General features: G+C 57.7%; 16 protein-coding genes. 7 read left to right on the top strand and 9 right to left on the bottom strand.

Annotated features, from left to right (window positions below):
- Positions 1-38 precede the first annotated feature (38 nt).
- The 5 genes from LB462_RS25595 to LB462_RS25575 all read right to left on the bottom strand — a co-directional run bounded on the left by LB462_RS25595 (position 39) and on the right by LB462_RS25575 (position 6,708).
- Positions 39-1,205: an iron-containing alcohol dehydrogenase gene (locus LB462_RS25595; RefSeq protein WP_224513872.1), complete on the bottom strand. Its 1,167-nt coding sequence runs from the start codon at positions 1,203-1,205 to the stop codon at positions 39-41.
- 185 nt (positions 1,206-1,390) lie between these two features.
- Positions 1,391-2,776: an aldehyde dehydrogenase family protein gene (locus tag LB462_RS25590; protein WP_224513870.1), complete on the bottom strand. Its 1,386-nt coding sequence runs from the start codon at positions 2,774-2,776 to the stop codon at positions 1,391-1,393.
- Positions 2,777-2,810: 34 nt separating this feature from the next.
- A complete protein-coding gene (locus LB462_RS25585; protein ID WP_224513860.1) occupies positions 2,811-4,181 on the bottom strand; it encodes a glutamine synthetase family protein in 1,371 nt (456 codons plus the stop codon).
- Positions 4,182-4,260: 79 nt separating this feature from the next.
- Positions 4,261-5,814 (bottom strand): amino acid permease, encoded by a 1,554-nt coding sequence (locus tag LB462_RS25580; protein WP_224513857.1) that lies wholly within the window; start codon positions 5,812-5,814, stop codon positions 4,261-4,263.
- A gap of 69 nt (positions 5,815-5,883) precedes the next feature.
- Positions 5,884-6,708 (bottom strand): N-formylglutamate amidohydrolase, encoded by an 825-nt coding sequence (locus LB462_RS25575; protein ID WP_224513856.1) that lies wholly within the window; start codon positions 6,706-6,708, stop codon positions 5,884-5,886.
- A gap of 124 nt (positions 6,709-6,832) precedes the next feature.
- Here LB462_RS25575 and LB462_RS25570 point away from each other — a divergent pair, with 124 nt between their 5' ends.
- From LB462_RS25570 to LB462_RS25560, 3 genes are all read left to right on the top strand, one after another.
- Positions 6,833-7,666 carry a MurR/RpiR family transcriptional regulator gene (locus LB462_RS25570; RefSeq protein WP_224513854.1) on the top strand — a complete coding sequence of 278 codons (834 nt, stop codon included), beginning with the start codon at positions 6,833-6,835 and terminating at the stop codon, positions 7,664-7,666.
- 383 nt (positions 7,667-8,049) lie between these two features.
- Positions 8,050-9,468: an NADP-dependent phosphogluconate dehydrogenase gene (gene gnd, locus LB462_RS25565; protein ID WP_224513852.1), complete on the top strand. Its 1,419-nt coding sequence runs from the start codon at positions 8,050-8,052 to the stop codon at positions 9,466-9,468.
- Positions 9,469-9,611: 143 nt separating this feature from the next.
- On the top strand, positions 9,612-10,226 hold the full coding sequence (locus tag LB462_RS25560; protein WP_224513851.1) for an alpha/beta hydrolase: 615 nt from the start codon (positions 9,612-9,614) through the stop codon (positions 10,224-10,226).
- A 203-nt stretch (positions 10,227-10,429) separates the two neighbouring features.
- Here LB462_RS25560 and LB462_RS25555 read toward each other — a convergent pair whose 3' ends face one another.
- Together LB462_RS25555 and odc2 are read right to left on the bottom strand one after the other, a co-directional pair.
- A complete protein-coding gene (locus tag LB462_RS25555) occupies positions 10,430-11,044 on the bottom strand; it encodes a GNAT family N-acetyltransferase (RefSeq protein ID WP_224513849.1) in 615 nt (204 codons plus the stop codon).
- A gap of 80 nt (positions 11,045-11,124) precedes the next feature.
- Positions 11,125-12,258: an ornithine/lysine decarboxylase gene (gene odc2 / locus LB462_RS25550; protein ID WP_224513847.1), complete on the bottom strand. Its 1,134-nt coding sequence runs from the start codon at positions 12,256-12,258 to the stop codon at positions 11,125-11,127.
- Positions 12,259-12,795: 537 nt separating this feature from the next.
- Here odc2 and LB462_RS25545 point away from each other — a divergent pair.
- From LB462_RS25545 to LB462_RS25530, 4 genes are all read left to right on the top strand, one after another.
- Positions 12,796-13,986, top strand: a complete 1,191-nt coding sequence (locus LB462_RS25545; RefSeq protein ID WP_224513845.1) for an amidase — start codon at positions 12,796-12,798, stop codon at positions 13,984-13,986.
- Positions 13,986-14,885 (top strand): LysR family transcriptional regulator, encoded by a 900-nt coding sequence (locus LB462_RS25540; protein WP_224513843.1) that lies wholly within the window; start codon positions 13,986-13,988, stop codon positions 14,883-14,885. Before LB462_RS25545 ends, LB462_RS25540 begins: the two co-directional genes overlap by 1 nt.
- An 82-nt stretch (positions 14,886-14,967) precedes the next feature.
- The gene (locus LB462_RS25535) at positions 14,968-15,627 is read left to right on the top strand and encodes a DUF1007 family protein (protein ID WP_224513841.1); all 660 of its coding nucleotides are present in this window, start codon (positions 14,968-14,970) and stop codon (positions 15,625-15,627) included.
- A 12-nt stretch (positions 15,628-15,639) separates the two neighbouring features.
- A complete protein-coding gene (locus LB462_RS25530) occupies positions 15,640-16,695 on the top strand; it encodes a nickel/cobalt transporter (RefSeq protein WP_224513839.1) in 1,056 nt (351 codons plus the stop codon).
- Between the two features lies 1 nt (position 16,696).
- Here the strand turns inward: LB462_RS25530 and LB462_RS25525 are convergent, their stop codons facing one another.
- Together LB462_RS25525 and LB462_RS25520 are read right to left on the bottom strand one after the other, a co-directional pair.
- Positions 16,697-16,903 (bottom strand): hypothetical protein, encoded by a 207-nt coding sequence (locus tag LB462_RS25525; protein ID WP_224513837.1) that lies wholly within the window; start codon positions 16,901-16,903, stop codon positions 16,697-16,699.
- A 273-nt stretch (positions 16,904-17,176) separates the two neighbouring features.
- Positions 17,177-17,848, bottom strand: a complete 672-nt coding sequence (locus LB462_RS25520; RefSeq protein WP_224513835.1) for a GNAT family N-acetyltransferase — start codon at positions 17,846-17,848, stop codon at positions 17,177-17,179.
- Positions 17,849-17,866: the final 18 nt, after the last annotated feature.

Below are 17,866 nucleotides of genomic sequence, written 5' to 3'. Positions count from 1 at the left end.
CGTTGAGCGCCCTATTTCGTTCGGTCAGGGCACAGGAACTACCCCTGGATTGCCTCGTCCAGCAGCTTGAGTGCCGCCTTCTTTGTCAGCTTCACCGGATTACCGCCAGCCGTCGGGTCAACGATAGCCATGTCGGCAATCAGTTCTTTCTGCTTCTTCGTCATGTCGAGGTCGGTGATCAGCCCTGGCAGCGTATGCGGCACCTTCAGCTCCTTGCGCAGCTTGAGCACAGCTTTGGCGAAACCGTCGAAACCGCCCTTGATGCCGATATAGTTGGCAAGTCTCGCGATACGCTCCTCCACCGCATCACGGTTGAAAGCCAGCACATAGGGCATGAACACTGCATTGGTCATGCCGTGATGCGTGTCATAGATCGCGCCGATAGGATGCGACAGGGAATGGATCGCACCGAGACCCTTTTGAAACGCGGTCGCACCCATTGCAGCTGCGCTCATCATATGCGCCCGCGCCGTCAGATCCTTGCCATTGGCATAGGCTTTAGGCAGGTTCTCGAACACCAGCCGAATACCTTCAACGGCAATGCCGTCGGCCATCGGATGATAGCCAGGCGCGCAGTAGGCTTCCAGGCAATGCGCCAGCGCATCCATTCCCGTACCCGCCGTTATGAAACCTGGCATGCCGACTGAAAGCTCCGGATCGGCGATGACGATCGCCGGCAAGAGTTTCGGATGAAAAATTACCTTCTTCGTGTGGGTTTCCTCATTGGTGATGACCCCGGCACGGCCGACTTCCGAGCCTGTTCCGGCTGTGGTCGGCACGGCGATGATCGGCGCGATGGCGGCACTGTTGGCGCGGGTCCACCAGTCATCGACATCCTCGAAATCCCATACCGGGCGCGTTTGGCCCGCCTGAAACGCGATCAGCTTGCCAAGATCGAGTGCCGACCCACCGCCGAAAGCGATGACGCCGTCATGCTTGCCCTTTTTGAAGACCGCAATACCAGCCGTCAGGTTAGACTCGACGGGATTGGGCTTTACTTCAGAGAACACGCCGTAAGGCACTTTGGCATCGTCCAGGATTTTCAACGTACTCGCCACTACCGGCAGCTTGGCGAGGCCGGGATCGGTGACGAAAAGCGGGTTCTTGATCCCCGTCGCTTCCAGAACTTCCGGCAATTCCTTGATGCGGCCCGCGCCAAAACGCACAGTGGTCGGATAGTTCCATTTGGAAAAAAGCTGGGTCATGTCATGTCTCTTTTGAAGCTCGAGAAAGGTTGAAAACTTCTACTGTGCGTGGTTCGACAAGCTCACCATGAGGGAGGTAGCGTGTTGCAACGGCAATCGCCAACGTTGCAGATCTTGACTCCTTGCAATCCACCACTTCCCTCATGGTGAGCTTGTCGAACCACGCACAGCAGTCATGCTGATCGTTAAATCGCCTCGCGTAGATGAAAAGATTTCGGCCTCGTCAGATTGCCATAACCGATAGCCGACATCGCCGCGCCCTTGCCCGTCTCCTTGACGCCGGTCCAGACCAGCGCCGGGTCGATGTAGTCGCAGCGGTTCATGAATACCGTGCCGGTCTCGATCCGGTCGCCGATATCCGCCGCGTGATCCGTGTCGGTCGTCCACAGCGAGGCCGTCAGTCCATACTGGCTGTCATTCATCAGCGCTACGGCCTCTTCGTCGTTGCGTACCTTCATGATGCCAACGATCGGACCAAAGCTTTCCTCGCGCATGACACTCATCTGGTGGTCAACACCGGTCAGCACTTCCGGCGCAAGGTAGGGCGAACCCGCCTTGTCATTGCCAACGCTCATATTCACATGCGCCTTTGCTCCCTTGCGCAAGGCTTCCGCCTTCTGCTCGCGGACGAGATCGGCAAAGCGCGTCTGCGCCATCGGCCCCATGGTCGTTGTTGCATCGAGCGGGTTGCCGACGACATATTGCTTGGTGAGATCGATGAACCCATCGACAAACCGGTCATAGACATTCTCGTGCACATAGATGCGCTCGATGCCGCAGCAGCACTGGCCGGAATTGAAAAAGGCGCCGTCGACGAGATTGGCAACGGCATGGTCGAGATTGACGTCCGGCAGTACATAGGCCGGGTCCTTGCCGCCCAGCTCAAGGCCCAGCGTCATGAATGTCCCGGCCGCGGCTTTTTCGATAGCGCGCCCGCCGCCGACAGAACCCGTGAAATTCACGTGATCGATCTTCCCCGAAGCCAGCAGCTTTTCCGTTTGTGCGTGATTGAGAACGATGTTCTGGAAGACGCCCTTCGGGAGGCCCGCCTTGGCAAAAGCCTGGGCAAAGCGCTCGCCGACGAGCAGCGTCTGCGCCGCGTGCTTGAGGATCACGCTGTTGCCCGCCATCAATGCAGGAATGATTGTGTTGACCGCAGTGAGATAGGGATAGTTCCACGGCGCGATGACCATGACGACGCCAAGAGGCACGTGCTTGATGTAGCGACGGAACCCCGGCCTGTCGTTTTCTACGACTGGAGCCAGCGCCGTTTCAGCAATCTTGACCATGTAGCGCGTGCGTTCTTCCACGCCGCCCTTTTCGCCGCCATAGCGTACCGGACGGCCCATCTGCCAGGCGATCTCCGGCACAATCTCGTCATTCATGGCGAGCAATGCGTCGAGCGCCGCCAGGCATAAACGGCCCCGTTCGGCGATACTGGTCTGGGCCCAGTCCGCCTGCGCCTGTTTTGCGGATTCTACGGCCGCGTCTATAGCCTTGTCGGTCGCTATAGGACGTTCGGCATAGACGGAGCCGTCGATCGGGGTAATCAGTTTGACCGTCTCGGTCATGGCAAAACCTCTGCGTTCTTGATCTTAAGGGTCTTCAATACCGTTCGAAGCCGCGATGCAACTCCCAGTCGGTCACGCGGCGGTCATATTCGAACTGCTCCCATTTGGCGGTGTGCACGTAGTGCTCAACTACGTCTTCACCGAGCGCTTCTTTCAGCATTTTCGAGCGACCGAGCGTATCTGTTGCCTCGCGCAGCGTCTTCGGGATTTCCCTCAGGCGCGCCCCGCCATAGGCATCGCCCTGGAATGGCTTGCCCAATTCCAGCTTCTCGTCGATACCGGCAAGACCTGAAGCGATCAGGCCGGCGAAGGCCAGATAGGGGTTGAGATCGGCGCCGCCGATGCGGCATTCGATACGGATGCCTTTCGTGCCTTCGCCGCAGAGACGGAAACCGGCGGTGCGATTGTCCAGACTCCAGACACTCTTGGTCGGAGCGAAGGTGCCCGCCTGGAAGCGCTTGTAGGAGTTGATGTAGGGCGCGAGGAAATAGGTGAAGTCATCGGCATATTTCAGCTGCCCGGCCACCCATTGCCGCATCAGTGGCGACATCGTGTGTTCCGCCTTCTTGTCATAGAACAGCGGCGTCTTGCCATCGGCGCTCCATAGGGAGTTGTGGACATGGCTGGAGCTTCCTGCCAGTGAATAATCGTACTTTGCCATGAAGGTGATCGCCTTGCCCATCTGGGTGGCGATCTCCTTGCAGCCGTTCTTCATGACGACATGGCGGTCCGCCATTTCCAGCGCCTCCGCATAGCGCACATTGATCTCTTCTTGCCCGGGGCCCCATTCGCCCTTGGAATTCTCGACGGGAATACCGGCATCGAACAGCCCGTTGCGGATGGCACGCATCACCGCGTCTTCCTTGGTGGTCATCTGGATCACATAATCCTGGATATAAGGCGACGCCGTATTCATGCCCTTCCAGTGCTTGCCACGGGCGGTCTCATAGGTCTCGTCGAAGAGATAGAATTCAAGCTCCGAGGCAAAATAAGCGAGATAACCGCGTTCCTTCAGCCGGGCCAGCTGACGCTTTAGGATGCTGCGTGGCGAATGCGCAAGGTCCTCATGGTGATGGTGGTCGAGAATATCGCACAGCACCAGCGCGCATTTCTCCAGCCATGGAATATGGCGGATCGTGGAAAGATCCGGCTTGATGACGAAATCGCCATAGCCCTGTTTCCAGCTCGCAGCCTTGTAGCCCGGCACAGGCTCCATATCGATGTCGTTGGCGAGCAGGTAGTTGCAGCCATGAGTTTCGTCGTGGGCGGACTCGACGAAATAGGTAGCGTGGAACCGCTTGCCGATCAGCCGGCCCTGCATGTCGACGAAACAGGCAAGAACCGTATCAATCTCGCCATTGTTCACACGGCGCTTTAGGTCGTCGAAACTCCAGTGTCCGGGCATATTTTTTCCTTTGAAATATCACTGCGGGTCAAAATAAAAGGGGCGACCGGCGCCAAACCGGTCGCCCCTTTGCTTGAAATCAGGTTCGTTCGCCGACAGCCTGCTCGGCAGCCTTGATCACAGCTTGGCGCTTGGCGATGATGTCGCCGAGCGGCGGCCCCTGGAAGCGGCGCTTTTCGAAACCGAACCAGATGATCGCAGTCAGGATGAAGAAGCCGACGGTGATGTAGAGCGCCCAGTCGTTAGGAGGCTGGATGCCGATGATGAAGATCAGGATCATCGAAAGGATCGAAAGGATCGCGAACAGCGTGAAGATGCCGCGTCCCATGTTCCATGGCCCCATCTTGTCCCATTTCGGCGTTCCCCAAGCAAGCAGGCCAAGGACGATCGGCACTGTGAACGAGAGGAACAGGAAGATGACCGTGCAGGAAACGACGATCGTATAGGCCGAGGTGCCTGCCACTGACACCAGCGACGAACCCCAGACAAACAGCACCGAAAGCACTGCCGATGTCCAGATCGCGGCCACCGGCGTACGGTATGTAGGGCTGACCTTGGCGAGGGCCGAGGAACCGGGCAATCCGCCGTCGCGCGAGAAGGCGAAGATCATGCGCGAGGCTGATGTCACCGTTGCGAGACCGCAGAGCAGCTGCGCAAGGAAAACGACGAGATAGACGAATTCCTTGAGGCCAGTCCCGACCCGCTGATCGAATGCCCAGAAGAACACGTTCCAGCCCTGCTTGGCGGCTTCGTCCATGTTCGGGATCATCAGAACGAATGATGCAAGGAACAGGTAACCGAAGATTGCGGACCACACGACCGACATGACCATGGCGCGCGGCACAGAATGAGCCGCCTTGATGGTTTCTTCCGACGTATGGGCTGAAGCGTCATAGCCGGTGATCGTATAGATCGGCAGCAACAGGCCAAGTGCGAACACCCACCAGTTCGAAACGGCCGGCCAGACATTGCCACCCGCCTCGCCGGAATAGTTCTGGAAGGTGAAGAGCCGGCCGAAATCCCAGGTCTCTGCCGCGAACAGGCAGACAACTGCAATCAGGATCGACCCGAAGAAGATCAGGTAACCGGAAAAGTCCGTGAGCTTGGCGGTCAGCTTTATCCCGAGATGGTTGATCAGTGCCTGAGCGCCGGTGATGATGATCAAAAAGATCGTCTGGGTCGTGATCGTGTTCTCAATGCCGAGCGTTGCACCAAACGCGCCGACAAAAAACGTCCACGTGCCGACATTGATGGCACCAAGCACGGTAATGAGGCCGAGCAGATTGAGCCAGGCCGTGACCCAGCCGGTGCCGCGATTACCGAGGATCGATCCCCAGTGATAAAGGCCGCCAGCAGTCGGATAGGCCGAACTGATCTGCGACATGGCGACCGCGAAGGTCAGCGAGACGAAACACCCTACCAGCCAGCCGATGCCGATGCCGGCACCGCCGGCGCCGGAGGTCGCCTGCGCCAGCGAGTTGATGCCGCCGGAAAGGATGCAGATGATCGAGAAAGAAACGGCGAAGTTCGAAAAGCGGCTGAGCCGCCGCTCCAGTTCCTGGGCATAACCCATGCTGTGGAGGACCTTTATGTCCTCCGATTTGTCTGTCTCAGTATAGTCTTGCTGTGTCATCACGTTCCCCTATTATTCTGGTAAGTTGCAACGTCAGATACTCGCGAGAGCGTTACTCCGTAGTTTTGTTTATGCAGTCCCCTTCTTGGCGAACCCATTGCTTTCGAACGCGATGGGTTCCACGTTCTCCCTCAGCAGCCTGGAAAGCATGACGCCCCACGCCTGTTCTTCTGATGGTGTGGTGATCAGATCGTTTCGAATCTCGATCATCACAGCCGGCAATCCAAAGGCAGAAGCGTGTCGCTCCAGCGTGTAGTAGACACGGTCTGCCGGTGAATAAGGTTCGTTGATGCCGACATTGAACTCACTCAACGCCTGCAGCCCGGCAATCAATGGCGCGGCAACCCTGTCATCGTCATCATGGATGATGCCGATGTGCCAGGGGCGCTCAACTCCGCGATAGACCGGCGTGTAGGAGTGCACCGCCACGTAGATCGGATCAGGCAGGCCTTTGGTCGCCCGCTCGTGCGCCAGTTTCTCGATGGCCGCGTGATATGGCTTGTGCGAAAGCGCTATCCGCTGCGATTTAGCTGCTTCATCCAGATCCACATTGCCGGGAATCGTCGTCACTTCACTTAACGAGGGCACCAGGTCCGGCGCGTTGAGTGGGCGGTTGCAATCGATGATGAGGCGCGACACGCAGGATTCAACCAGCGGCGCGTCGAGATCGCGGCTCATTGTCTGGCTGACGCCCAGTGCGCCGGGATCCCAGGCGATATGCTTCCGCAAGTCGTCCGGATCGAGGCCAAGCGTGCCGAAGCCATCAGGGATATAGTTGGAGGCATGGTCGCAAAGGATGACAAACTGCGAGCGCCCGTCGGGGTTCGATACCCGGACTGGATTCCAGTCATGCGCCACTGCCTGCGGCGTCCTTTGAGAGAGGCGTTGGCCCATCTTGCCCTCTTCGGCAACTGTATCTTACGTTACATTTTCTGTTTTTATTTCCACTCTCGTATGATTTGATACAGAACAGGCAAGATTGTCAAATCCGAAAACCGGATTTCGTGGGGAAACATCGATGACGACCAGCATTTCCGAGCTGATAGCCGAGAAAATCGACGCGATGCCAGCTTCGGAGCGCAAAGCTGCGCAGACACTGATCGCCAATTATCCATTGATAGGCTTGCGCACTGTGGCCGAGTTTTCGACTCAGGCCGGCGTCAGTTCGCCAACGATTCTGCGTTTTGTTTCCCGTCTTGGCTTCCAGAGCTACCCGGATTTCCAGGGAGCGCTGCAGGAGGAACTGGCCGCCCAGGTGCAATCGCCATGGAACCGCGCGAGCACGATCCAGACCGCGAAAGACGGCCCGGTTTTCCCTCTCATGGAAGCCGCAATCGAGAATATTCGCGAGACCTTCCAGCATCTCTCGGCACAACAATTGGATGATGTCACCGACGCCATCAGCCGCAACCGCGCCCGCATCTACCTTCTGGGTGGCCGCTTTACCGATCCGATTGCCAGATACATGGCCGCGCATCTCAAAATCACTCGACCGGGCGTGACTCACCTCACTGGCCAGGAGAGCCACTGGCGCGACCACCTCATCGACATGGGAAAGAAGGATGTCCTCGTCATCTTCGATATCCGCCGCTACCAGCAGAGCCTGATCCGCTTCGCCGAAAAGGCACAGACACGCGGGGTAGAGATTGTCCTGATAACCGATCAATGGCTTTCGCCCATCGCTCGGTTTGCCCGTCATGTCATCGCCGGTCGCACCGCCGTGCCTTCGCCCTGGGATTCGTCTGCGACGCTTTTCCTGGTAGCAGAGACCTTGATCGCAGAAGTGACCCGCAAGCTGGAAAAGAGCAGCGCCGATCGCATCCGTGATATGGAAAAGCTCCGTGATAATTAGAATGTGAACACAACTAGAGCAAGTTTTGTTTATTCAAAGCCAGTTCTGTTTCCCGGATGGCGAGACAATCCACGCGGAAGGTGGCGAGGCCGATGTTTACCCATCGGACGAAGCCGCCTGACAAAGTGGGCGTCCGCTAGCCGGAAACCCAAAGGGCCGGGTGAATTTGGCCCAAATCCTTCGGGCTTCGGCTTCGTCCGATGGATAAACATCGGCCTCGCCAAACCCCTCGGCCTTAAACCAAATTCCCTCCGGCAGAATGGCTCTGAATAGACAAAATTTGCTCTAGCCATTGCCGCCGGTGCTCGTTGATATACAAATGCTCATCCGGACCGAAGCCGTCCCTCGAACCCTGAGCATCGAAATAAGCAAGGACCAAAATCATGCAGCAAGCTGACATCGGATTGATCGGCCTCGGCGTCATGGGCGCCAATCTGGCGCTCAATATCGCTGAAAACGGTTATCGAGTCGCGGTTTTCAACAGGACAGTGGCAAAGACTCGCGAGTTCTACGAAGAGGCTGGTAGCCTGAAAGGCCAGATTATTCCTTGCGAAACATTGGAAGATCTCGCGAAGAATATCCGCGCACCGCGCCCGATCATCCTAATGGTCAAGGCCGGAGAAGCGGTTGACGAGCAGATTGCCGCGCTGAAGCCGTTCCTTGCAAAGGAAGACATCATCATCGATGCCGGCAATGCCAATTTCCACGATACGGTACGCCGTCTTGCCGAACTCGGGCCCAACGATCCGACTTTTGTCGGAATGGGCGTTTCCGGCGGCGAAGAAGGCGCGCGGCATGGCCCGTCGATCATGGTCGGCGGCACACCTGAATCCTACGCCCGCATCGAGCCGGTGCTGACGGCAATTTCCGCGAAGTACCAGGGTGAATCCTGCTCCGCCCTGCTCGGTCCTGATGGTGCCGGCCATTTCGTCAAGACCATCCACAACGGCATCGAATATGCCGACATGCAGATGATTGCAGAGGTCTATGGCGTGCTGCGCGACGGCCTCGGCCTTGCTCCTAATGCCATCGGCAAGATTTTCGAAAAATGGAATGCCGGCCCGCTGAATTCCTACCTCATCGAGATCACTGCCAAGGTCTTGGCTGCAACCGACAAGAAGACTGGAAAACCCGCAGTCGACGTCATTCTCGATAGCGCGGGCCAAAAGGGAACCGGGCGCTGGGCTGCCATCGAGGCGCAGATGCTCGGCATCCCGGCAACCGGCATTGAAGCAGCCGTGGCCGCGCGATCGATCTCGTCGCTGGTCAAGGAACGGAGCGAAGCGTCAAAAGCCTATGGCGATCTCGGCACCGCCAAGCTCGCGGATGGCGGTCAAGCATTCGTCGACGCGCTGGAAGAAGGGCTTCTGGCTGGCAAGATCGCAGCCTACGCCCAAGGCTTCGATGTCATGGCAGGCGCATCGAAGGAACATGGCTGGAATGTACCGCTGGCGACCACCGCCCGTATCTGGCGCGCCGGCTGCATCATCCGCTCGCAATTCCTCGACCAGATCGCTGCCGCCTTTGAAGGCAGCGAAGGTAAAAATCTGCTGCTCGCGCCGGCCTTCGTCGAGCGGATGAAAACCGGATCGCAATCGTTGCGCAAGATCGTCGCTGAAGCCGCTCTCGCAGGCCTGCCGACGCCGGCGCTGGCGGCCGCGCTAAGCTATTTTGATAGCTTCCGGCAGGCGCGCGGCACAGCTAACCTCATCCAGGCTCAGCGCGATTTCTTCGGTGCGCATGGCTTCAAACGGATCGGCGAGGAAGGCGATTTTCATGGTCCCTGGTCGGAAGCAAATTAATCGTCGATCGGATTGTCTATGAGACAGCGACAGTGCATCAAGCGGGAGCCGGTTTAACCACCCTGGCTCCCTCCACATCTGTGGGGCATGCAAACCCAACCAAATAGCCAAGCGGACGAAGACGCCGCACTGAAAGGTTAGACATGTCGACCAACACTTACCAACATCGTGTATATTCCGCTGAACGGCCGGGAAGTCCGTTGCTTTTCGTGTTCCATGGCACCGGCGGTGACGAAAATCAGTTCTTCGATTTTGGCAGGCAATTGCTGCCGGAAGCTGGAATTGTTTCACCCCGCGGTGATGTCTCTGAGCATGGCGCCGCACGCTTCTTCCGCCGAACGCGCGAAGGCGTCTATGACATGGACGACCTTGCCGCGCGTACGAGCGCCATGGCGACGTTTATTCGCGCGCACAAAGACAAGGCGAAGCCATCGAAAACGGTGGCACTTGGTTATTCCAACGGAGCGAATATGATTGCTTCCGTGATGCTGTCCCATCCCGCGCTTTTCGATGAGACCGTTCTGATGCACCCGCTTGTTCCGTGGACGCCTGAGCCGCAAATCGGCCTTGCCGGCAAGCGCGCTCTGATCACAGCAGGAAGGTTGGACACCATCTGTCCGCCGGTTCTGACGCAGACCTTCGCAGATTATCTGATTGAGCAAGGGGTTGAGACTGATCTCGTCTGGCATTCCGGCGGCCACGAAATCCAGCAAAGCGAAGTCACCGCCATAGAACGTTTCATTCGCGCTACGGCGTAAACTGTGTGGTTATCTCCCCCCTTGTGGGGGAGAAAGGATTTTCTTGAATTTGGCCCTTGCTAAATTCTTAGAAAATCCAAGAGAGGGGGTAGTCGAGTGATGCAAATCCCCTCACTTGCGATTTCTAGCACTTAGCAAGAGCTAAGATGCTGAAATCGCTTTCTCTCCCACAAGGGGAGAGATAGTCGGCGTCGGGTTTTGTCCTATCGCGAGAACCGCAGCGACACCGGCAAGACTCTCATCGCATGCGATGCTCGGCGACCCCTTGGGGTCAGCAACCCATGACACCCCTCAAGATGGCCGGCCTTCAGTTCCAGCGCCAGAAAGCGCCGGCGTTCGACCGGGCCCGGCATGGCAAGGTCTGCTGTCTTCGCACCGCTGAAGCCGAAGCGTTCGTAATATTCCGGATCGCCCACCAGAATGACAGCGCCATGGCCGAGCCGGGCAGCCTCCGCCGTTGCGTGCCGCATCAATGCCACACCGATGCCCTTGCCCTTCAGCGAGGGTTCGACCGCCAGCGGTCCAAGCAGCAGCGCCCGCACGGGCTTGCCTGCCGCGTCATGTCCAGCCTGGATGTCCCACAGCCGCACCGTGCCGAGCAGCGCTCCATTGATCCCGCGTGCGACGAATGCCAGTCCCTCGGAGGGCAGCCGGCCGCGGCGCAGTTTTTCCGACGATTTGCGGCGGCGTCCCTCGCCCATGGCGCGGTCTAGCAAAGCTTCGCGGGCACGTTCGTCCAGCGCTGTCTCATTGCGTATGATAAAGGCCTGCGATCCGTCCGGATGCAGATTTTGTTCTATGAATTCTACTGCGCTCATTGTCTTGACCAATCAATCATAAGGGTGCGTCATCGCTGTCCGGCGAGCCGGACAGCAGTCCACAACCGGGGAAAGCCCGGTTAGATGACGTATGATCGGAGCGGTTCAAACCCGTTGAAAGCGACGGCAGAATACGTAGTGGTATAAGCACCTGTTCCCTCGATCAGCACCTCGTCGCCAATGGTCAGCGAGATCGGCAGCGGATAGGGGTTCTTTTCGTACATCACGTCGGCGCTGTCGCAGGTCGGGCCTGCAAGAACGCAAGGCTCGGCGAGGTCGCCATCGCGCGGCGTGGTGATCTGGTAGCGGATCGCCTCGTCCATCGTCTCGGCAAGACCGCCGAACTTGCCGATGTCGAGATAGACCCAGCGAACATTGTCATTGGCGGCCTTCTTCGAAACGAGCACGACTTCAGCCTTGATAACGCCGGCATTACCGACCATGCCGCGGCCCGGCTCGATGATGGTCTCGGGCAGACGATTGCCGAAATGCTTGCTCAATGCCTGGAAGATCGCCTGACCATAGGCCTGGGCGGTTGGCACGTCCTTGAGGTAACGGGTCGGGAAACCGCCGCCCATATTGACCATCTTCAACGTGATGCCTTCCATGGCGAGCTTGTCGAAGACGTACTTCGCATCGCCGAGCGCGCGGTCCCAGGCAGCGAGGTCCGTCTGCTGCGACCCAACGTGGAACGACACGCCGTAGCTGTCGAGGCCAAGCTTCTGCGCAGCAAGAAGAACATCCACGGCCATCGCAGGCACGCAGCCGAACTTGCGCGACAGCGGCCATTCGGCACCGGCACCATCGGTCAGCACACGGCAGAATACACGGGAACCAGGAGCAGCGCGGGCTACTTTCTCGACTTCCTCGATGCAATCCACAGCGAACAGGCGAATACCGAGCTCGAAAGCGCGCGCAATATCACGCTCCTTCTTGATCGTATTGCCGAAAGAGATGCGGTCAGCCGTCGCGCCGGCGTCAAGCGCCATTTCGGCTTCGGCGACGGAGGCCGTGTCGAAATTGGAGCCGAGCGATGCGAGCAGGCGCAGGATTTCCGGCGCAGGATTGGCCTTCACCGCATAGAAAATCTTCGATTCCGGCAAAGCCATCTCGAAATTATGATAGTTCTCGCGCACCACTTCCAGATCGAGCACCATGCAAGGGCCGTTCGGACGTCGGGTGTTGATGAAGTCGAGAATGCGCTGCGTAGCCATGTTAAACTCCAATTCCATAGCGGCTGGTATGGCCGCTCAAGCAATCGCGATTTCACGGGACGCACCCTGAAAAATCGCAAGGACAAAGTGCATGAATCCGTCCCTCGTGAAGCCAGCCTTTGGAGATGCTGGAACACGCGAATGGTCATGCGGCGATGGATCAACGCTAAGTCAGCGTCAGTCCGCTTTGTCTGCCTTGGCTTGGATGAACCCATCCGCACTACCGGCAATGAAGGTGTGCCTCTTCAGTAATTCCGGCTTATGGACAGCCGAAAGACACCAGAAAGGCCCGCACCGTCGTTGCTTCAGATGTCCTCAGCTTGGCAGTAGGCCGACAAACTGACTGGAGGGGTTAGTTCCAGGTACCATACCGTTTCCTCACCATAATGAAGATCGGCGGACACCCATGGGCACGTGCGACTTTGGGCAAGGGGCATATAAGAGGAAAGATGTGTCCAATCAATGAAAATAATGCGGCAGGGCAAAATTTTTTATTCATTGAACAACGGGGGATAAATGCCCTAGAATCATTGAACGATGAGCACAATTCCCCCGCTAAATGCCCTACTTGATTTACCCTTGGTTAACCTTTCGTCGGGCGATGGCCCGCTGAACGGCGAAACACTCGGCGTCAAAGACATATTTGACGTTACCGGCATGCGCACCGGTTGTGGAAATCCGCAGAAATATGACGAATCACTGCCTGCAAGCCGGACCGCCCCTGCAGTTCAAAGCCTGTTCGATGCTGGTGCCCGCTTCATCGGCAAGACCCAGACCGACGAGCTTGCCTTCTCGATGATGGGCCAGAACAGCCATTTCCCCTTCCCCGTGAACCCGAAGGCTCCTGACCGCGTGACAGGTGGCTCGTCTTCGGGTTCCGTCTCGGCGGTAGCGGGCGGTCTTGCCACCATTGCGGTGGGTTCCGACACGGGCGGATCGATCCGTGCTCCGGCGAGCTTCTGCGGCCTGGTAGGGTTTCGCACGACCCACGGACGCATCTCCCTCGAAGGAACCATGCCGCTCGCCCATTCGCTGGATACGTTCGGCTGGTTCGCCAAGGACATTGCGCTCTATGAAAAAGTCGGCGCCGTTCTGCTTGGCCCGGACACTTCTGAATTCAAACTCAATCGTCTGATCTTCTTTCCCCTGCTAGAACACCTCCTGCTTGGCGAAGCGGAAGATACGGCCTACCGGAACATGTATGCGATCGTCAGCGGCCATCTCGGCCATGCCCGCTCGGCGCGTCAGCCGACAGCATCCATGGACGATCTCTATTTATGTTTGCGCCAGGTCCAGGCGTTTGAAGCATGGAGCGAACATGGCGCATGGATTTCGGCGAAAGAGCGCAATCTCGGTCCTGCGGTCAAGGAACGTTTCGACTATGGCTCGACCATCGATCTTGAAACCTACCAGCGGCAAATGACGCGCCGCGATCTGTTCCGCAGTGAGTTGGCCGACCTCTTGAAGGACGACGGCATCATGGTCCTGCCGACGGTCCCGGGTGCAGCGCCGCTCGTCAGCACGTCGTTCGAAGATAGCCAGGCCTATCGTGAGCGCTGCGTGCGGCTGTTCTGTCTTTCCGGCCTTTCCGGTTTTCCCCAGATCACCCTGCCGCTGGGCGAAGTACATGGCGCACCCTTCGGCATTTCGTTGATTGGGCCGAAAGGCAGTGACCGCGCACTGATCCGGCTTGGCAAGACCATTCTCGGGTCGACAGAAAGAACCTGATGGACACGCTCACCCGTATGCGCGCTTTTATCGACGTCGTGGAAGCGGAAGGATTTTCCGCGGCAGCGCGGAAGATCGGGCGGTCCAAGGCTCTCCTGTCCAAATATGTACGCGAACTGGAAGATGAACTCGGTGCGTTGCTCCTCAACCGCACCACGAGGCAGTTTTCTCTGACCGAGGCGGGCCACACCTACTATCAGCGCGCCAGTGAAATCCTGCGCGAGGTCGAGAGCCTGCAGGAAACGGTGCGCGAATCGAGCAGCGATATCAAAGGCCGCATCAAGATCTCGGCCTCGCGATCCTTTGCCGATGCGGACATCGGCCAATGCCTCATCGATTTCTGCGCCGAGCAGCCCGATATCATTCTCGATGTGCGGCTGGACGACCGCTTTGTCGATCTTGTCGAGGAAGGTTTCGATCTCGCCATACGCATCACCCGCATGCAGGACTCGTCCCTCATTGCCAAGCGCCTCGCCCCCTTCCGGGTCATCGCCTGCGGCACGCGCGAATTGATCGAACGCGTTGGAAAACCTGAACGGCCAGAGCAGTTGTCCTCCCTGCCGTGTATCGTGGATACCAACAATCGCTCCCGCAATACCTGGCATTTCCAGAAAGAGAATGGGCCGCCGATTTCCGTTCAGCTATCCGGTCCATTGGAAATCAACAGCCCACTCGCAACCCGGCGCGCGGCGCTCGCCGGATTGGGCTTTACCCTGCTGCCCGATTTCATCGCCCAACCGGATATTGAAAGCGGCAGACTTGTCGCGGTTCTTGAAGAATTTGTCATGCATGACGCCGGAATTTATGCGGTCTATCCCCACCGTCGTTACCTGCCGGCAAAGGTAAGGGTTCTGGTCGATTACCTTACAAAATGGTTCAAGGACAACCGCCGCGTCTAAGCGCAATCATACTGTAATATTATATCGTCCCAATTTTGCCAATTTCGCATAGTCCTCTGCACTAACCATTAAGGGCAAATCCATGCACCAACGATTCGGGGTTTTCATCGGCGCACTGGCGGCGGGATTGACCTTCGCTACGCCGGCCTACGTGCACCCGCATGTCTTTGCCGAAGCTCGTCTGGATATCACCATCAAGCCGGACGGCACCGTCGAGAAGCTCGGTCATGTCTGGCGGTTCGACGATTTGTTCTCCAGCACTGTCCTCGTCGAATTCGACAAGAACGGCGATCTGAAACTGGATGACAAGGAACTCGCCGATCTGGCCAGCACCATCAACGAATCCGTTTCCGAGTTCGATTATTTCCAGACCGTGCAGCTCAATGGCAAGACGATCGTCATGGCAGCGCCCGATCGTCTGATCGCCGATTTCCAGAACAACCAATTGCTGATCATCTTCGAAAGCACGCCGAAACAGCCGCTGAAGCTCGGCAAGAAGACAAGTTTCGGCGTCTATGACCCGACATTCTACACCGCCATCGATTATGTGAATGATAGCGACATCCACGTTACCGGCGTCCCGGAAGGCTGCACCCAGAAGGTTGTGCGCCCCGATCCAGATCAGGCGATAGCCCAAAACCAGGCAACACTGACCGATAGTTTTTTCAATGATCCCACCGGCACCAACATGTCGAAGATATTCGCGACGCGGCTTGAAATCGAATGCCCGGCGAAGAGTTAGGACGAAGACAACATGCGGAAAAGAACCCTGTTCGGCGCACTCGCCCTCGCATTGTTTTTCAGTGGCCATGCGCTGGCGCAGAAAACTTCGCTTGGCATCGGTATGAACGAGGTTGCCATGCAACCGACGGGCCCGTTCGCGGAAATCATCCTCTGGATCAACATGCAGCAGCGCAGTTTCTATCTTGCCATGACGCATGCACTCAAAGGCATGCGCGAAGACCCATGGCAGGCGTCGATCCTCGTTGGCCTGTCATTCCTTTACGGTATTCTGCATGCTGTCGGCCCCGGCCACGGCAAGGCGGTGATTTCGTCCTACATGCTGGCCAATGAAACGACGCTGAAGCGCGGCATCGTCCTCTCTTTCGCCTCGTCGATGCTGCAGGCTTTCACCGCGATCTTCGTCATCGGCCTCACATTCCTCGTGCTACGCGGCACGACTGTATCGATGGACGATGCCACGCATTATATGGAAATGGCGAGCTTCATTCTGATCATCGCCTTTGGCCTGTCGCTGCTATGGCGCAAGGTGCCGGTGCTTTTCCGCCCGCGTGTCGCGCACCTGATGCCCGAAAAGATTGTGGCGGGTCACGATCACCATCATGACCACGACCACGACCATCACGATCACGGTCATTCGCACGGCGCCCACAGCCATGATCACGGCCATCATCACAATCACGCGGCGGGTGAGGTCTGCGAAACCTGCGGCCATTCGCATGCGCCGGATCCTGCGATGATCGCCGGTGATTTCAACTGGAAAACCGCATGGTCGGCAATCATCGCCGTTGGCCTTCGCCCCTGCTCCGGCGCACTGATCGTCCTGACCTTCTCGCTACTGAATGGCCTCGTCCTCGGCGGCGTTCTCTCGGTCTTCGCCATGGCGCTCGGCACGTTCATTACCGTCGCCATACTGGCAACGCTGGCTGTGACCGCAAAGAATGTCGCACTGCGCGTTTCCGGCGCGTCCGCGCTTTCAGGCCGCGTTCAAAACATCATCGAGATTGGCGGCGCACTGTTCATCGTGCTTTTCGGCGTCCTGCTGCTGACCGCCTCGCTGCAATATTAGTTCAATCATTTTCATGCTGTTTTCTGGCACGCAACCAGAAGACGAAAAAGAATCCCGCGACAAAGACCACGGCAAAAATCCCTGCCGCGAGTGTCGATCGCTCGCCGAGCGCCAACATCAGCGTCGGCATCCAATAGGCGACGAAGCCAAAGCCAAGCATGATACAAGCGGCGGCAATGGCCGCATTACGGGTTTTCGGATCGGTCACGCTTGATTGGCCTTGTGTTCAATGCATCTCAGCACGTTGTAGCCGCGTGGCGGTTTTATGCAAGTGCACCACGTTTATCTCCCCCCTTGTGGGGGAGAAAGGGTTTTCTTGGATTTAGCCTCTTCGCTAAATCCTTGGAAAACCCAAGAGAGGGGATTTGGAGCACGCAAAGCAAAATCCCCTCTCTTGCGATTTCTAGCACTTAGCAAGGGCTAAGATGCTGAAATCGCTTTCTCTCCCACAAGGGGAGAGATCACCCGCGCCGCCAAAACATCACCCAATACGAAACTCTTCCAGCCGCTTGATCTGCTTGCCATTGGCATCGAAATTATCCGGCGAAAGCCAGGCTTCGTAAGCAGCCTTCAGCGCCGGCCATTCACTGTCGATGACCGAATACCACGCCGTGTCGCGGTTCTTGCCCTTCTGCACCATGTGCTGGCGGAATACGCCCTCGAACTTGAAGCCGAACCGCTCCGCCGCCCGTTTCGACGGCTCGTTGGCATTGTTGCATTTCCATTCGTAGCGCCGGTATCCGAGCTCAAAGGCATATTTCATGAACAGGAACTGCGCTTCCGTCGCTGCTGCTTTTCGCGAAATCAGCGGTCCCCAATAGATATTGCCGATCTCGATCACGCCGAATGCCGGGTCGATACGCATCAATGTCTGACGTCCCGCCACCTTGCCGCTCGCCTTGTCGATCACGGCGAAGAACAGCGGGTCCTTGCTCGCTTCGACCTTTTCCAGCCACGCCCCGAATGCTTCGCGGTCCTCCGCCGGATTTTCAAACAGGAACCTGAACCGGTCGCCCGCGTCTGCAACCGACGATGCCTCGTAGAGCCCGTCGCCATGTTTCGCGGCATCGAGTGGCTCCAGCCGCACGTAGCGGCCCTCGAGCGGTTCGCGGGCCGGGAGTGGGCGTGGCGTCCAGTCTTTCAGATCGGTCATGGTGAAATCTGCTCGCTG

The sequence above is a fragment of the Phyllobacterium chamaecytisi genome, assembly GCF_020164455.1.
Taxonomy (GTDB): domain Bacteria; phylum Pseudomonadota; class Alphaproteobacteria; order Rhizobiales; family Rhizobiaceae; genus Phyllobacterium; species Phyllobacterium chamaecytisi.
This window is presented reverse-complemented; position numbering and strand designations above follow the sequence as displayed.

Excerpts from the sequence above, each read along its gene's own strand:
- LB462_RS25595 (WP_224513872.1), bottom strand. The coding sequence starts at position 1,205 with ATGACCCAGCTTTTTTCCAAATGGAACTATCCGACCACTGTGCGTTTT.
- LB462_RS25590 (WP_224513870.1), bottom strand. The coding sequence starts at position 2,776 with ATGACCGAGACGGTCAAACTGATTACCCCGATCGACGGCTCCGTCTAT.
- LB462_RS25585 (WP_224513860.1), bottom strand. The coding sequence starts at position 4,181 with ATGCCCGGACACTGGAGTTTCGACGACCTAAAGCGCCGTGTGAACAAT.
- LB462_RS25580 (WP_224513857.1), bottom strand. The coding sequence starts at position 5,814 with ATGACACAGCAAGACTATACTGAGACAGACAAATCGGAGGACATAAAG.
- LB462_RS25575 (WP_224513856.1), bottom strand. The coding sequence starts at position 6,708 with ATGGGCCAACGCCTCTCTCAAAGGACGCCGCAGGCAGTGGCGCATGAC.
- LB462_RS25570 (WP_224513854.1), top strand. The coding sequence starts at position 6,833 with ATGACGACCAGCATTTCCGAGCTGATAGCCGAGAAAATCGACGCGATG.
- gnd (WP_224513852.1), top strand. The coding sequence starts at position 8,050 with ATGCAGCAAGCTGACATCGGATTGATCGGCCTCGGCGTCATGGGCGCC.
- LB462_RS25560 (WP_224513851.1), top strand. The coding sequence starts at position 9,612 with ATGTCGACCAACACTTACCAACATCGTGTATATTCCGCTGAACGGCCG.
- LB462_RS25555 (WP_224513849.1), bottom strand. The coding sequence starts at position 11,044 with ATGAGCGCAGTAGAATTCATAGAACAAAATCTGCATCCGGACGGATCG.
- odc2 (WP_224513847.1), bottom strand. The coding sequence starts at position 12,258 with ATGGCTACGCAGCGCATTCTCGACTTCATCAACACCCGACGTCCGAAC.
- LB462_RS25545 (WP_224513845.1), top strand. The coding sequence starts at position 12,796 with ATGAGCACAATTCCCCCGCTAAATGCCCTACTTGATTTACCCTTGGTT.
- LB462_RS25540 (WP_224513843.1), top strand. The coding sequence starts at position 13,986 with ATGGACACGCTCACCCGTATGCGCGCTTTTATCGACGTCGTGGAAGCG.
- LB462_RS25535 (WP_224513841.1), top strand. The coding sequence starts at position 14,968 with ATGCACCAACGATTCGGGGTTTTCATCGGCGCACTGGCGGCGGGATTG.
- LB462_RS25530 (WP_224513839.1), top strand. The coding sequence starts at position 15,640 with ATGCGGAAAAGAACCCTGTTCGGCGCACTCGCCCTCGCATTGTTTTTC.
- LB462_RS25520 (WP_224513835.1), bottom strand. The coding sequence starts at position 17,848 with ATGACCGATCTGAAAGACTGGACGCCACGCCCACTCCCGGCCCGCGAA.